The sequence below is a fragment of the Ectobacillus ponti genome, assembly GCF_024294785.1.
Classification (GTDB): Bacteria; Bacillota; Bacilli; order Bacillales; family Bacillaceae_G; genus Ectobacillus; species Ectobacillus ponti.
On record NZ_JANCLT010000006.1, the window covers coordinates 156,601 to 172,262 of the forward strand.

Genomic DNA, 15,662 nt, shown 5'->3' on the forward strand with positions numbered 1-15,662 from the left:
CAGGGTTCTTCTTTTTTTATGGATAGAAATGGGTTGGGGGGAAGAGAATAACTGGAGAGAAATGGCATAAGGAAAGGAGAGCGCATGAACCGCTACTTTTTATACTTAATTATGTTAAATATGCTGACGAATGTGGTGGCGTATGTGCCGCACATGCTGCTTGAGGAGCGCCTCTCGGGCAGTGTTTTGTCTATGCTGATTGCCGTGCCCATTGGACTGCTGTTCTCATATATCTTTTACAAGACTATGTCGAAATTTCCCGGGGAAACATATCCGCAGATTGTCAAGAGACATATGCCGGGATGGCTGGTGACCGTCTATGTCCTGTTTGTTTCCCTTATGTGGTTTGCGGCCGGACTATTGACACTACAGGCATTTTCCCATCTCTCGGAACGCTTTATTGACCCGGAAATTAATCCAGGGTACCTGATTGGCATCTATCTTGTTGTAGTTTGCTTTGGCGCTGTGATGAAGTCCGACCGGATTCTGTATGCGCTGGAATTGGTGATGATTTTCTGTGTGCCGTTGGTTCTTCTGATTTTTTTCAAGGCTTATGCGAACGAGTACATGAGCTGGGACGCGGTGCTGGAGTCGCTCAGCCATTATAGGGAGCCACCGTCATGGAATGGGGTTGCCGCCGCATCTTATACGATGCTTGGCATTTCAAATCTTGCTGTGTTCAATCGGATTCTGAAGGGAAAAATCACCTGGAAATATTGGCTGCTTATCGGTGTCGGGGGAATGGTCAATCTATTTACAACCATGTACATCCCCATTGGCGTCAATGGCGTGGAAGGGATTCAGGACTATGTATACCCTTGGATTATGACTGCCGATGCACTGCGGATGGAATACGGCTTCATTGAGCGGGTTTTGTTTGTTTTTTTACTGCTGTACCTGGCTATGTCACTGGTTTATGTTTCCATTCTGTGGCATGTCTCTATCGAGCTGGGGAAGGAAGTGCTGCCGGGCCAAAAGCTGAAGTGGAAGGGCATGCCTGTTGTGCCCGGCATCTTTCTGCTTGCTTTTTGCTCCATCTCCATTAGTCTTGCACTGAAAGTGGATGAGTATTTGATTTATAACATAGGGAGAATCTATCTGCAGGCGCTGTTGCCAATTAATATACTTGCTGCAGGATTGATGATTTGGATTGTTTGGAGGGAAAAGAAATGGCGGCCATCAGAATCAAGCTCTTAATCTGTACATGTTTTCTGCTTGTATCAGGCTGCTCCTTCAAGGATATTGACAAACGGTTTTTCGTTGTGACGATTGGGGTCGATAGAAGCAGTGATGACAAAAAGCCATATGAGGTGTCGCTCAAGCTCGCAGTTCCGAACGGCACACCAAAGGTGGCGGATAATACGTTCATTGTGGTTTCAGAGCAGGCGACTTCCATTTCCGAAGCAATCCGGGTCATCAAGTCGAAGGTTGACAAGGAGCTGGACTTTGGCCATGCCAAAGTGATTATACTTGGCGAGAAAATTATCCATGACAATTTACGCCAGACTGTGGATTTTTTTGCCAGACGCCGTGATATTCAGCAGATTGCCTGGATGGCCCAAGGGAAGCCGGATGCAAAGACAGTTCTCCTCATTAAGCCAAAATCGGAGCGATTGCCTTCCAACAGCATCTTCCTCTCCTTCGGCCAGGCGGGTACGCAAACCCCTTTCATTACGTCCACCTATCTATTTGATTTCCGCCGCAAACTGTTCGATGAAGGGATTGATCCGGCACTGCCTGTCATGCAGGCGAATGAAGAGAAAGACCTCTTCTCTATTAATCAAGCAGTGGTGATCCATGATCAGAAAGAGGTTCTCCTGAATAAGCGGCAGACGCGGATGCTGAATGTGCTGACCAACTCCTTCAGCAATGTGGGTTTAAATGTTTCAAACGACAATATACATTTTGTTGTGTCAGCCAATAATCCAAAGATTTCATATGTGCTGCATACAGATGGAGATCAGCCTTATGCGGCATTTCATGTTACGTTCAAGGGAATCATTGAAGAATCGCTTCAGGATTTGCAGGCGAAGGATATGCCGAAGTATGAAAGGATGGCCAAACCGGCGCTGGCAAAGCAGGTTCAGCAGTTTCTGGAGGATATGCAGAAGGAAAATATCGACCCGCTGGGGCTCGGGATGCGTTACCGGGCGCGGCATACAGATTCGGTTGCCGCTGAAATGAAGGCCTGGGAGGGGATTTACCCAAAGCTGCGGTTCCAGGTGAAGGCCGATGTGGATTTGACAAGCACAGGCTTGACTGAATAAGTCTCCGGCAGGGGAGACTTATTTATTTTGGCGTTGCTGTTTCATATGCCTGCTTCCTATAATAAAGGGAGAAGCACTGCTTCAAATCTCAATGAATTGAGTGAAAATCATGCATTCACAATTTTGGACACCTGTCATGCTATCGATACAAACAGCCTGTGCGGCCGGCCTGATCGCCATGATTTCGGGCACGCTTGCCGGCCGTGCTATGGCCAAGTCTTCCTTTCGCGGGAAGGTGCTGCTTGAGACGCTGTTTCTGGCGCCGATTGTGCTGCCGCCGACTGTAGTCGGCTTCTTCTTGATTGTCATCTTTGGACGGACCAGCCCAATCGGCCAGTTCATTGAAGCGGTATTTCAGCAGCCCATTATGTTCACCTGGTGGGCGGCAGTTTTTGCCTCCGCCGTGGTTGCCTTCCCGCTGATGTATCAGTCTGCCAAAAGCGGCTTTTCCGGCAACTATCGGGCGCTTGAGGAAAGCGCCCGTGACCTTGGGGCGGATGAGAGGCGGGTGTTCTGGCACATCACGCTGCCGCTCGCTTTCCCGGCCTTGTTGAGCGGGGCCATTCTCAGCTTTGTCCGGGCATTGGGGGAGTTTGGGGCAACCTTCATGTTTGCGGGCAACATTCCCGGCCGGACCCAAACCTTGCCGCTGGCCATTTATATGGCGATGGACGCCGGAAATATGGAGTTGGCGTGGCTGTGGGTGCTGCTGACAGTCAGCTTGTCGCTGGCTTTCTTGGCTGTCATCCAAGTGTTACATACAAAGTGGCTTGGCTAAAGGCTTTCCCGATTTTTGTAAAGAAATAACTGGAAATAGATGGGGATAGCTGTTATAATATTTTTCTGTTTTAGTAAGAACGGTACAGGAAGCAAGGACAGGCTGCATGAGGCTTGTCCTTTTCTTGCCCTTGGAAGGAGGCATACACATGTCAGCAAAGCAGCATCCGGATTATCAGCAGGAGCAGGCTTACTTACAGTCTACGAGAACGTATATTCAACAGGTGCTGAAGGAAGCAAGGCAGAGCGGTGAGGAGTTTCAGGAGAATATATGGGAGGCCTTTGCGAATCTGAATTCCCTGGACAGTTCTCTTGGCTACACAAGCTTGCTTACAAACGTGCAGTTTTTGGAAATGGTCAAGCGGGAGCAGAAGCAGCTGGAGCGGGTGCAGAACCGCCCTTACTTTGCCAGAGTTGATTTTCAGGATACCACACAAAGCAGGCCGGAACCTCTGTATATCGGCAAGGTATCCCTATATGACCGGTATACGCAGAAGAATATCATTGTGGACTGGCGTTCTCCTGTAGCCAATGTGTATTATGACGGCCGAATCGGCTATGTCTCCTATGAGGTCGGAGATGAAGTGATTGAAGGGGACATTTCGCTTAAGCGGCAGTATATCATCGAGGAGGGGGAGCTGCAGGAAATCCGGGATATTGATATCACAACCCATGATGACCTGCTGCAGGAGGCCCTGTCAGGCAGTGCGCAAAACCGCCTCACCGATATTGTATCAACCATTCAAGAGGAGCAGAACCGGATTATCCGCGCTGACTTGTACCGCCCCCTTATTGTGCAGGGCGTGGCGGGCAGCGGGAAAACGACAATTGCTCTGCATCGGATCGCCTATTTCATCTATAAGCATGCACAGCATTTTTCGCCGCAGTCCATCATGATTCTGGCGCCGAGCAAGCTGTTCTTGACGTATATTTCCGAGGTGCTGCCGGAGCTTGGGGTGGATCAGGTACAGCAGAAGACCTTTCTCGATTTTGTCCGGGAATGTGTAGACGAGAAGCTGGCATTCACCCGAATGGATCAGGACCTGGTTCCGCTTCTGTCGGGGATCAAGGAGCGTGAAGAGGTTGTCGCCTTTAAGGGATCGCTGCAGTATGCCCGCATGGTGCAGCAATATGCCAAGGATGTGGAAAAAGCGCTCGTGCCGCAGGAGGATTTCAAAATCGGCTCCATCACAGTGATGCGGCAGGAGCGGATCCGCAAGCTCTTTTTGCATGAATATAAGTATCTGCCCGTCTACCGCCGTATGGAAAAGCTGAAGAATGTCCTGCAGAATTACGTGCGGACGAAGAAAAAGGAGCTGGAGGAGCGCATCCTGGAACGGTACGAGGTGAGCCTGGAAAAGGCGCTGGCCATTCAGAACGATGAGAAGCGGAAGGAAATGGTCACCCGGGTCATGGAGAAAAAGGAAGCGCTCCTGGAGGAATTTAAGCGGGAATGCCGGACGGCAGCGAACGCATACATGAAGAAGTTTCACAAGCGGGACATCTATAGCTACTATGAGGAGTTTTTGACAGATGGAGCGGTCCTCCGGCAGTACGGCCCGCAGCTGAGCGAGGAGCTGTCGGCAGAGCTGCAGGCCTCCCGTTTGCCGAAGAAGCGGAGCTACCGGGCTGAGGACGCTGCGGCGCTTCTGTACCTGCAGCACTATTTGTACGGAACAAAGGTAGAAGTCAAAACGAAAAGTGTCGTGATTGACGAGGCACAGGACTATACGATGTTTGAAATGTATGCCTTAAAAAAGGTATGCCGGACCGAGCTGTTCACCATCCTCGGCGACCTGTCGCAGGGCATCCACAGCTACCGCGGCATTGGGCGCTGGGAGAAGCTGCAGCAGCAGCTGTTTCCGCAGGCAAGCTATATGACCCTGGAAAAAAGCTACCGGACTACCATTGAAATTATGAATCTGGCCAATCATGTCCTGAGCAGCTACTGTGAGGTGAAGGTGCCATTGGCGGTGCCGGTTGTCCGCCACGGCAGACTGCCGGAGTGCCGGCGATATGAGACTGATGGTGAATTGGCTGCTTTTGTGGAGGACATGGTGCGCACAGGAAAGGAAGCGAAGCTGAAATCCTTTGCCCTGCTGGGGAAAACGAAGGAAGAGTGCGAGCGGGTGGTAAAAGTGCTGGAGAAGTACAGCCTGCTTCCTGTCCAGCTGATGACTGAGCAGCAGGAGCTGGATCATGACTTTCTCTCAGTCATCCCTGTCCATGTTGCCAAAGGGCTGGAGTTTGACTGTGTCGGGATTGTCTCCTATCACGAGGCTTATCAGCCGGAGGAGCTGGACGCCCAGCTGCTGTATGTCGGGATGACAAGGCCGCTGCACCGGCTGCATGTATATGCGAAAGAGCCTGGTGCTGTGCTGCTCGGCAGTGTGCCGGAAGGGCTGCTGAGCTTATGAAGATGAAGAAGATGACCGAGCAAATCATACAACCGGAGCTGTATGATTTGCTTTCTTTGGCTGCGGCGGCAGACAAAATTCCTGCTATTTATAAGGAATATGTAATAAACAAAAATAGAGGATTATATGCTTGGATGGAGAATGAAAATATTGTCGGCTGCATTGGGATTGAACTGTCCGGGGCGGGTGCAGCGGAGATTTGTCATCTTGCTGTCGCTCCTTCTTGTCAAAGGAAAGGCATTGCCGGCAATATGATTCGCCGTGTTTGCCGGCTGTATCATCTGCAGCAGCTGACAGCAGAAACAGATGCCGATGCCGTCGGATTCTATCGAAGCTGCGGGTTTGCTGTTTCAAGTTTGGGAGAGAAGTATCCAGGGGTGGAGAGATTTTTTTGCAAATATATACGACATAAGGGGAGAAGAAGAGATGAAGCAGCAGATTAGCTACGAAATTAATGGCGGAGTCGAAGTGGGAGAGGTGCTGAAGCTGTACCGGGAAGCCGGGCTGAATCGGCCGCAGGAAGCGGCAAAGCTGCGGATGATGCTGGACCGGGCAACAGTGCGGATTGCCGCGCGTCATGAGGGACGGCTTGTCGGATTTCTCCGCGCCTTCACGGATGCCTGCTTTGATTGCTATGTGAATGACCTGGCTGTTCATCCGGATTATCAGGGAAAAGGCATTGGCGAAGAGCTGCTGAAGCAGCTGACCGGGCTGCTGGAGGAAGGGACGATGCTGTTTCTGCTGACCGCCCCGGAAGCCGCCGGCTTTTATGAAAAGCAGCAATTCCGCACCTTTGACAACCCGCGGACTGCATTGTATAAGAAAGCATAAAAAGCCGCAGCCGCGGCTTTTTATTGTGATGTTCGCGCGGCTTCTTCCCGCACACGTTGAATATGCTGCATTTTATTATCCCAGCAGGCCTGGCTGAGGTCGACCGGATACTCCTCGGGATTCATCGTCCGCTTATATTCCTCCCACAGCAGGCCCAAGTTGCCGGCAGCATACGCCTGAATATCGCGGATGTCGGGCAAGGTGTAGACAAGCTTGCCGTTTTGAAAAATATCGTGCTGCAATTCCCTCGCTTCAAAGTCAGTCACAAATTTACTGATGAAGGTGTGCACAGGGTGGAACATGCGCAGTCTTTCTTCGTGCTGCGGCTCCTCATGCTCCAAAGCAATATAATCTCCTTCGGAATGGCCATTCACCTTATTGATGATTCGATACACCCGCTTTAAGCCGGGCGTACTGATTTTTTCAGGATTTGAGGAAAGCTTAATTGTGTCCAGCATCTCGCCCTTCTCACCTTCAATCGAAACGAGCTTGTAGACTGCCCCCAAGGCCGGCTGTTCAAAGGCTGTGATCAGCTTGGTGCCGACACCCCACATATCAATCTTGGCCCCTTGCGCCTGCAGGTTCATAATCGTGTATTCATCGAGGTCGCTGGAAGCAATGATTTTTGCTTGCGGAAAGCCGGCAGCATCGAGCATTTTCCGCGCTTCCTTCGACAGATAGGCCATATCCCCGCTGTCGAGGCGGATGCCGACAAACTCGATTTTGTCCCCAAATTCCTTGGCCACACGGATAGCATTCGGCACGCCGGACTTGAGTGTATCGTACGTATCCACAAGAAACACGCACTTTCGGTGTGAGGCTGCGTACTCGCAGAAGGCCTTGTATTCATCCCGATAGGCCTGTACGAGAGCGTGGGCATGTGTCCCTGTAACAGGGATGCCGAACTTCTTGCCGGCACGCACGTTGCTCGTAGCGGCAAACCCGCCGATAAAGGCTGCGCGTGTTCCCCAAATGGCAGCATCAAATTCGTGCGCCCGCCGTGTCCCGAATTCCATCAGTGCGCCATTGCCGGCCACCTGCTTCATCCGGCATGCCTTCGTGGCGATTAAGGTTTGATAATTGACAATATTGAGCAGAGCCGTTTCAATCAGCTGTGCCTCTGCCAACGGTGCCTCCACCCGGATAAGGGGCTCATTGCTGAACGCAAGTTCTCCCTCCTGCATGGACCGGAGATTCCCGGTGAAGCGGAGCTTGCTCAAGTAATCCAGGAATTCTTCTTCATACTCCAATTCCTCCCGCAGATAGGCGATATCACTTTCTGTGAAGCGGAAGGATTGCAGGTATTGAATGATTTTCTCCAGACCGGCAAATACCGCATAGCCATTGCCAAAAGGCAGCTTGCGAAAATAAATCTCGAACACAGACCGGCGATTGTGGATGCCATCGCGCCAGTATGTTTCTGTCATATTAATTTGATATAAGTCCGTATGCAGCCCGAAGCTGTCATCCGCATAATGTTTCTCCATCTGGACCCCTCCATCCTTGGTCTGTTATACAGTATGAGTCAGAATGCTGTTAAAAATTCCCTTCTATATGAAGGGATGAAATTCCTTGTCCACAGCCTTGCCGGGACTTGAAAATGTAACAAAAGTCTGACGATTCCTTGTTTTCTTTCCAGAACAGAGAGAGTAAAATAGAGACACAATGAAGAAGGGATGGAGGGATGAACTTGCAGTCGACAAAGCTGGTTGGCAAGGACCTCTTTTATAAGCGTCTGGAAAAGAAGATGAAGCAGGAGGAGCTCTGCCGGGGTATTTGTTCGGTATCCTACTTGAGTAAGATTGAAAACGACAGGCTTGTCCCCTCTGCTGATATTTTGCGACTGCTGTGCGAGCGCCTCGGAATTGAAGAAGATAGTGTAAGAGACATGGAGGAAGATGTAGCTGACAAGCTGGATAAATGGAATGCCGCATTACGGGATACGGAACGTGAAGCAGCCGCAGAGCTGTACGGGGAGCTGGAGGCAAAGCTTGCACGCATTTCCAACGCGGAGATATTAAACTACTATAATGTGCTGCGCCTGCGATACAAGGTGCTGGTGCGGGACATGCAGGAAGCGGAACAACTGGCTAAGGATCTAAAGAAAGCGGCGGCAAAGTATGCGCCGTTTCACCGTATGCTTTACACATATGTATGCGGAATCATGGCTTGTATAAAGGGCGAGTGGGGGCAGGGGATCCATGTCCTGACAGAAGCCGAAAAGCAAGCAAGAGAGCTGAAATACTTTGAAGCAGGCATGTACTACAATCTCGCGCTGGCCCACAGCAGGATGCACAACGTATACAAGTCGCTGTATTTTGCACAGATTGCGATGGATGGGCTGCAGAATGACTATATGTTCCGTGTAATTATTAACTGCCAGATCATTATGGCTATCAACTATACCCGCTTAGGGGAGTATGAGCGGGCACTGCAGACTTACGAGAAGATTTTGCAGGCGGCGGCTTCATTCTCGGATCGAAGTGAGATATATGCCATTGTGTATCACAATATGGGACACGTACATTCTCATCAGCATAATCTTGAAAGCGCAATTAAATGGTATTTGAAAAGCTTAGGGCATAAACAGTCAGGTACCGACAGCTACCTGGTTACTCTGCAGGAACTCGTGAGCCAATACTTGTCTCTAAATTTGCTGGAGGAGGCAAAAAGCTGGATTACTGTCGGGGTAGAGATTGCACTTCAAGGAGTGGTGGAAGAACACTGGAAATACATATTCCAGGCAGCCTATTACAAATATTGTTCAAACTCTAAACTCTATAAGGAGTTTCTGGAGAAGGAAGCCATTCCATTTTTTAAGGATAGAAAAAGTTGGCATAATTTGAAAAAAGTATATTTACAGCTTGCAGAATATTTTGAAATGAAGCTAGAATATAAGGAAAGTGCACGCTATTATAAATTAGCTGTACAAATAGCAGAACAGGGGAGAGAGGAGAAAATATGAGAAAAATTTTATTAACAGGATTGGTTTTGGGTTCCCTTGTACTAGGGGGAGTAACGCCACAGTTTGATGCAGACCATCCAGGTTTATTTGCCAAGCGTGGAGCGGTAACGCCGCAGTTTGATGCAGACCATCCAGGTTTATTTGCCAAGCGTGGAGCGGTAACGCCGCAGTTTGACGCAGACCATCCAGGCTTATTTGCCAAGCGTGGAGCAGTAACGCCGCAGTTTGACGCAGACCATCCAGGCCTGTTCGCTAAGGGAAGCGATGTGCAGGCAACCGTATAAGCCAGTAAAAAATCCTGTTTTACCGTGCCTGGTAAAGCAGGACTTTTTAATTTATATAAAAATTGTTTAAGAAATGCATGCAAAACTTGAGAAAGTTATAAAGTGTCAATTCAGTATTTTCAAACTATCTGGCAAATGATAAGATGTGGTTACTCTTCCGAAAAAAGAGAAGAGAAGAGATCCGTTAGGGGGAAGGTTATGAGAAAGAAAAGCTTGGCAGTAGCCCTGACAGCAGGTTTGGCAATTACGGCATTCGCGCCGTCTGCAACATTTGCAGCGTCCCAAAATGTGCTGTCCACGAAGAAGTTCAATGAGGCAACAAAGTCTTTGGAATTCGCATCTGGCGCATTGACAAAGCCATCCTCCAAGGATGCAGAGACAATTGTCTTTGACTACTTGGAAGCAAACAAGGCCGAGTACAAGCTGGGCAAAAAGGCAGCGAAGGAATCCTTTAAAATGCTGAAGAAGGAGCAGGACCAGTTTGGCACGACGGTTATGCGTATGCAGCAGATGTATAACGGGTATCCGGTATGGGGCTCCCAGCAGGTCGCCCATGTGCAGCAGGATGGTACACTGAAGGTCGTTTCCGGCTCTGTTGCTGCTGATTTGGACAAGCAGACAGGCCTATCATTCTTAAACAAGAGGGTTTCTGAAGCGGATGCTGTAAAGGCAGCAGAAGCAGACCTTGGCTTCCAGCCAAAGTATGAGAAGAAGCCATCTCCACAAGTATATGTGTACCAGAATGGCGCAGAAGCTGTATACGCTTATGTTGTGAATTTGAACTTCCTGGAGCCGGAAGCGGGCAACTACTATTATTTCGTGGATGCGGCAACAGGAAAGATCCTGAATAAGTTCAACACACTGCACGAGGTTACAGGAACAAACGCAGTCGGAACAGGACGCGGCGTACTGGGGGATACAAAGTCCATCAATACGACAAAGTCCGGTTCCTACTACTACCTGCAGGATAACACGCGCGGTGCAAAGATCTACACATACGATGCAAAGAACCGTACAACACTCCCAGGCTCCCTTTGGTCTGATGTGGATAATGTATTCAACGCAAGCTATGATGCGGCGGCTGTTGACGCCCATTACTATGCAGGCGTAACCTATGACTACTACAAGAACAAGTTCGGCCGCAATTCCTATGACGGCGCAGGAGCACCTTTATATTCCTCCGTCCACTACAGCCGCAGCTATAACAATGCGTTTTGGAACGGTTCCCAGATGGTTTACGGCGACGGCGACGGCGTAACCTTCCGTTCTCTGTCCGGCGGCCTTGATGTTGTGGCGCACGAGCTGTCCCACGCGGTGACAGAATACAGCTCCAACCTCGTATATCAAAACGAGTCCGGCGCACTGAACGAATCTATCTCCGACATCTTTGGTACATTGGTAGAATACTATAACAACCGGACACCGGATTGGGAAATGGGCGAAGATATCTATACGCCGGGAACAGCCGGTGACGCGCTCCGCTCCTTGAGCGATCCGTCCAAGTACGGCGACCCTGACCATTACTCCAAGCGTTATACAGGCACGCAGGATAATGGCGGCGTTCATACAAACAGCAGCATCATCAACAAAGCGGCCTACCTGCTGGCAAACGGCGGCACGCACTATGGCGTAACCGTGACAGGCGTTGGCAACGATGCAACGGGTGCGGTCTTCTACCGCGCCAACAACTACTATCTGACACAGTCTGCGACCTTCAGCCAGGCGCGTGCGGCAGTGGTACAAGCGGCAGTGGACCTGTATGGTTCCACTTCTTCCGTTGTAACTTCCGTCAAGAAGGCGTTCGACGCAGTCGGCGTATATTAAAAAGCGAGGCACACGGCATAGCCGTGTGCCTGTTTTCTTTGTATAATGGAAAAAATGGGAAGGAGCGCTGATGCATATGAGTCTTCTCGGTGTCTTTGGCATACTCAGTATGGTGCTGTGTATCCTGCTTGCTTTTTATATGAAATGGAACCAGGAGCGGATTCAGCTCATGCTTCAGGAGGGCTGGCGCAAGACCGGTTTTTTCATATTGGGGCTGAATGGATTGCTGGCAGCCTGCGCGCTGCTTGGCGTTGCCGGCAGCTCCGACATTACGCCGTATTTATCCATTCCAGCCGCGGCTTGCTGGGGGATATCCAGTGTATCCATTTGGCGCATGCTGGGGGCTTGCCGGACGGAAGGGATGGGCGGCCGCTTGAGAAGAGGACTTCTGGGAAGTGTTCCTTATCTGATGCTGTTTGTTTTGTTTTTATACGAATGCGTAACCAAATCCTTTGAGCAAATGCTATTGGCTGTCATTGGCTGCATCTGCGCCTTTCTCGCCTGGGGCGGCACAATTTTCTTTACGGTATGGTACCGGCCGGCTGAAGGCGGGCAAAGCATAGAGGGCGCTTCGGAAAGCATTTAAGATTTGCTTTGCCTGTTCCGGCGCCATACATAAAGGACGCCAAAAGCAGCAAGAGCGCCAATCACCCATTTGGCCTGTGATGTTCCCTTCAGCACCTGATAGGTGGAGTATACCTCCAGCAGCAAAGCAGGAATCTTGCCGATTGTACTGGCAGCCGCAAATACGGGCAACGAGACTGTTCCCAAGGCGGCGAACAGGGTAACCAGCCCGGATGGCGCAAAGGGCAGCAGCCGCAGAGAGAGAATCAGCCAAAAGGCTTCCTGTCCTTCGATTTGGAGCAGCCGGTGCATGGCCGGGAAAGCTGAGGTCTTTCTTGCAGCAGTGCGGCGCAGTCCGCGGCGGTACAGCAGGAAGGAAACGATGGCCCCGATTGCCTCCCCGGCAATGGAAATCAAGGTCCCCTCCACGATACCAAACGACGCCAGGTTTGCAGCTGTGAGAAAGAAGCTGGGCAGCAGCCCTGCGACACTAATTAAGATGTTCAGTAAAATGCTGACGGGAACAGCCCAAAGCCCGTATCCTTCTAAAAATGCAGGTATATCCCAATTCATCGGTTTGTCCTCTATGTACAGTTTTTTTGATTGTATGACAGGGCAGGAGGATAAGCAACAGAAAAGAAGGCAGGGCCTGCGGGCTCCTGCCTTCTTTTCTGTTATGCTGCTGATTTTTTGTATACACTTCTGTTTAACATGCCGCTTTGGATTACTTGGCCGTTTTGCTTCACTGTCTTATATGTTACGACAGTAATGGATTTATCATTCTCGCCGACAACCTGTGACGAGACAAATACCTCTTTGCCGGTTTTGGTGCCGAAGATGCGGACAACCGTGCTGCCGCCCTCAACAAAGGATTGGATGTAGATATGGTGGCCGGTGTTGTTTTTAAACTTCAGGTCCGGACCGTAGTCTGCCACTGTTGCATCCTGGCCGAGCGGAACATAGTGGACCGGCATGGAGTGGTTGCTCCGTTCTACAATGGAAAGGTCGGCCTGCAGAATGGCGCCATACAGCGTGCTGCTCATTTGGCATACACCGCCGCCGGCACTTTGCTCTACTTTGCCATTTACATATACAGCCGCTGTCTTGTAGCCGTTCGCAGCGTCCGTGATGCCAACGCGGCTGTTGAAGCTGAAGGTTTCATCAGGTGCGATAAACACGCCTGACAGCGTGTTGGCGGCGCGTGCCACGTTAAAGACTTGGCTGGAATTGCGGCCGGAAACGGAGGTGCGGTACTCCGCGATGACTTCCTTAATGCCCATGCTTTCAATGTCTTCAGCGGTGCGCTCCGGCTTTACCGCAGTCAGAGGGACTTCCACTTTGGCTGCTGTGTCTTTGATTGCCTGTATGGACAGCTCCCTCAGCTTATCTTTATTGACCTTCTGTCCGTCTGTGCCCGGAGTAATCGCAACAGCCGTGCCGGCAATGCTGATAGAGGCATTGCTTGGCTTTGTCAGCAGTTCATTATAACGATCCTTCATCGTTGCGTCGTATTTTGCAGTATCTAAATATGGTTCTAGCTTATAGGAACGATTCAAGCCATTCTGGTTTGCTTTCTTGCGCAGCTGATAGCGCTCCTGCAGAGAGCCTTTCTGTTCCTTAAAGATGGTGTCTGCGATGTCCAGTCCCTTGTAGCTAACCCCTAATTCCTTCCAAGAGTAAGTGCTGTCTTTGCCCTGCAGAGAATACGTAATAGATTTGTTGTTCCATTCCTCCACCTTTTGCTGAATGGTTTTTTGCACTTCATCTTTTGTTTTGCCGTCAAGGGAAACGCCCTCGAAGGTTGTGTGGGGCAATACGTATGTATCGAGCTCATGATTCAGCTTTGTGGTGTAGTTGTAAGCCATTGCCCCTAACGCACCGATCCCAAGGGTACCGGCAATTACAGTGCCAATCATCCAATTGCGCATCTTCATATACTTCCCCCCAAAAACGCATATGCAATCATGCTTATCTGAGATTGCAAGGCCTCCATGTACTTAGCCTCTATTATACTATCAATCATGAGAGTTGTGTAATGAAATCATAATTTTTGTTACTATTCCGTAAAATTCAATCCATTTTTTTCAATTGCATACAGGCAGCCTTGGAAATGCAAGATTGTTCATATTATGGGATAATCTTGTGCAGATATGTGGAGAGTGCGCTTTTCCCTCCTGAGTTTTTACTGGAAATTCATTTGGCTGCAAAAGGAAAAGGCAGCCTGTAGAGTCCTTTGTCAAAGATCCTCTATAAACTGCCTTACATCATACAGCACAATTATTTAATTGTTTTATGCTCTTCTTTGCCCGATACTCCAAGGTGCTGCTGCAGCAGCTCTGAAAGCTTATTTACGCTTTCTTCCTTTGGAACATAATAGTAAATCTTATCAATATACTGGTCTTCGCCTTCAATCTGTACTTTCTCCATATTCAGGTTCGAACCGGCCATATTTTTGCCGATTGCCATAATATCATCAAAGGTGAGGTTTGTTTTCATATTTGTTCCGATGGCGTCGATGAGCGGCCCAAGCTTATTGATTGTCCCTGCAGACAGGGCTTTATTTGCGATAGCCTCCAATACGAGCTGCTGCCGTTGCCCGCGCATTTGGTCACTGTCAATGTGGCGTGTCCGCGCCAGTGCAAGAGCCTGCTCTCCATTGAGATGCTGATAGCCCTTCTTCAGATGGACAGCACCGGCTTGGTCTTTGCTGTTCTGCTCGGTAAAGGTGACAGGCACATCCATATCAATGCCGCCTAAGGTATCTACAATCTTGATAAAAGATTCGAAGTTGAATTTCACATAATAGTCGATAGGGATGTCCAAGAATCCTTCTACAGTCTCGATTGTGCTGTCGACTCCGCCAAATACATGTGCATGGTTAATTTTGTCCTTCTTCTGCCGGGACGGGATATATACGCGGGTATCGCGCGGGATGCTGAGAAGCTTTACTGATTTGTCAGTCTTATTAATGGTGGCGACAAGCAGCGCATCTGTCCGTACGGCATCCCCGTATTCCTTTTTCCGCTGCTCGCTTTCATCGACGCCCATAATGAGAATGGAGACATTGTCTTTCAGAGGCTGAACGGTTTCTTCACGTTTGTTGGACTTGGTGCCACGGTCGAGTTCCTTATAGGAGTTATTCACCACAGCTCTTGCTTTGTTGTATATATAAGAGCCGTATCCGACTGCTCCGCCAATGATAAGCAGCAAGGGGAGAATCACCAGCAGCATAATCCGGCGCTTCCTGGAGCTGCGCTTCTCGTTTCTTTCCTGTCGTAAGTTCGATTTCATTAAACTGACTCCTTTAGTGATAATTACTATTATCCAATGTATCAATATTTATGATATCTGTCCATATGGGAAAGCTGCATGACCAATTCCTATTGTACATGATGTACCCATTCATTTACCATTACATTGTTGATACAAATTGCCAATTTCTCTGACTATACTTTCAATTGCGGGATTTGTGCCCAAAATGCGGGGAGTATAGCAGACAGAATCCTGTATAGTTTGTGCATATGTCAGGAATCTATGGCACACACCTGATAGGAATCAAATGGGATAGACAGGCGGAATGCCTGATTTTCTGAAGTGCGGGGAAAGATAAGAAAATCTCCCGGCCCTTCAGCGGCAAAGGGAGAGTCATTCATACGATTTGTTATACCATGAAGACAATCGCGCCTTCCCCCATCTGTTATATTGTGAAGACGGAAGCAGAAAGCGGTGGAAA

General features: G+C 49.5%; 14 protein-coding genes. 10 read left to right on the top strand and 4 right to left on the bottom strand.

All coding sequences use genetic code 11. From position 1 onward, the window contains the following. Positions 1-84 precede the first annotated feature (84 nt). From NK662_RS13145 to NK662_RS13170, 6 genes are all read left to right on the top strand, one after another. A complete protein-coding gene (locus tag NK662_RS13145; RefSeq protein WP_254759397.1) occupies positions 85-1,197 on the top strand; it encodes a GerAB/ArcD/ProY family transporter in 1,113 nt (370 codons plus the stop codon). Further along, positions 1,170-2,267, top strand: coding sequence for a Ger(x)C family spore germination protein (locus tag NK662_RS13150; RefSeq protein ID WP_254759398.1), 1,098 nt, complete (start codon positions 1,170-1,172; stop codon positions 2,265-2,267). Before NK662_RS13145 ends, NK662_RS13150 begins: the two co-directional genes overlap by 28 nt. A 109-nt stretch (positions 2,268-2,376) precedes the next feature. Further along, positions 2,377-3,045: a molybdate ABC transporter permease subunit gene (gene modB, locus NK662_RS13155; protein WP_254759399.1), complete on the top strand. Its 669-nt coding sequence runs from the start codon at positions 2,377-2,379 to the stop codon at positions 3,043-3,045. A gap of 148 nt (positions 3,046-3,193) precedes the next feature. After that, positions 3,194-5,461: an RNA polymerase recycling motor HelD gene (gene helD / locus NK662_RS13160; RefSeq protein ID WP_254759400.1), complete on the top strand. Its 2,268-nt coding sequence runs from the start codon at positions 3,194-3,196 to the stop codon at positions 5,459-5,461. Beyond that, positions 5,458-5,904 (top strand): GNAT family N-acetyltransferase, encoded by a 447-nt coding sequence (locus tag NK662_RS13165; RefSeq protein WP_254759401.1) that lies wholly within the window; start codon positions 5,458-5,460, stop codon positions 5,902-5,904. Before helD ends, NK662_RS13165 begins: the two co-directional genes overlap by 4 nt. Next, positions 5,888-6,292 carry a GNAT family N-acetyltransferase gene (locus NK662_RS13170; RefSeq protein WP_254759402.1) on the top strand — a complete coding sequence of 135 codons (405 nt, stop codon included), beginning with the start codon at positions 5,888-5,890 and terminating at the stop codon, positions 6,290-6,292. Before NK662_RS13165 ends, NK662_RS13170 begins: the two co-directional genes overlap by 17 nt. Positions 6,293-6,312: 20 nt before the next feature. On the opposite strand, the gene NK662_RS13175 is transcribed toward NK662_RS13170, so the two are convergent. Then, a complete protein-coding gene (locus NK662_RS13175) occupies positions 6,313-7,779 on the bottom strand; it encodes a nicotinate phosphoribosyltransferase (protein ID WP_254759403.1) in 1,467 nt (488 codons plus the stop codon). Positions 7,780-7,982: 203 nt separating this feature from the next. On the opposite strand from NK662_RS13175, the gene NK662_RS13180 reads away from it, so the two are divergent. From NK662_RS13180 to NK662_RS13195, 4 genes are all read left to right on the top strand, one after another. Continuing rightward, entirely contained in the window at positions 7,983-9,257 is a 1,275-nt protein-coding gene (locus NK662_RS13180) for a helix-turn-helix transcriptional regulator (RefSeq protein ID WP_254759404.1), read from the top strand. Next, positions 9,254-9,541 (top strand): hypothetical protein, encoded by a 288-nt coding sequence (locus NK662_RS13185; protein WP_254759405.1) that lies wholly within the window; start codon positions 9,254-9,256, stop codon positions 9,539-9,541. The genes NK662_RS13180 and NK662_RS13185 overlap by 4 nt, the downstream gene beginning before the upstream one ends. A gap of 198 nt (positions 9,542-9,739) precedes the next feature. Further along, positions 9,740-11,365, top strand: a complete 1,626-nt coding sequence (locus NK662_RS13190; RefSeq protein WP_254759406.1) for a M4 family metallopeptidase — start codon at positions 9,740-9,742, stop codon at positions 11,363-11,365. 76 nt (positions 11,366-11,441) lie between these two features. Then, positions 11,442-11,951, top strand: a complete 510-nt coding sequence (locus NK662_RS13195) for a hypothetical protein (RefSeq protein ID WP_254759407.1) — start codon at positions 11,442-11,444, stop codon at positions 11,949-11,951. Here NK662_RS13195 and NK662_RS13200 read toward each other — a convergent pair. The 3 genes from NK662_RS13200 to NK662_RS13210 form a co-directional block, all read right to left on the bottom strand. Next, the gene (locus NK662_RS13200) at positions 11,948-12,502 is read right to left on the bottom strand and encodes a TVP38/TMEM64 family protein (protein ID WP_254759408.1); all 555 of its coding nucleotides are present in this window, start codon (positions 12,500-12,502) and stop codon (positions 11,948-11,950) included. The genes NK662_RS13195 and NK662_RS13200 overlap by 4 nt on opposite strands. A 101-nt stretch (positions 12,503-12,603) precedes the next feature. Next, the gene (locus tag NK662_RS13205) at positions 12,604-13,863 is read right to left on the bottom strand and encodes a VanW family protein (RefSeq protein WP_254759409.1); all 1,260 of its coding nucleotides are present in this window, start codon (positions 13,861-13,863) and stop codon (positions 12,604-12,606) included. A gap of 343 nt (positions 13,864-14,206) precedes the next feature. After that, positions 14,207-15,220 carry an LCP family protein gene (locus NK662_RS13210; RefSeq protein ID WP_254759410.1) on the bottom strand — a complete coding sequence of 338 codons (1,014 nt, stop codon included), beginning with the start codon at positions 15,218-15,220 and terminating at the stop codon, positions 14,207-14,209. Between the last annotated feature and the right edge of the window lie 442 nt (positions 15,221-15,662).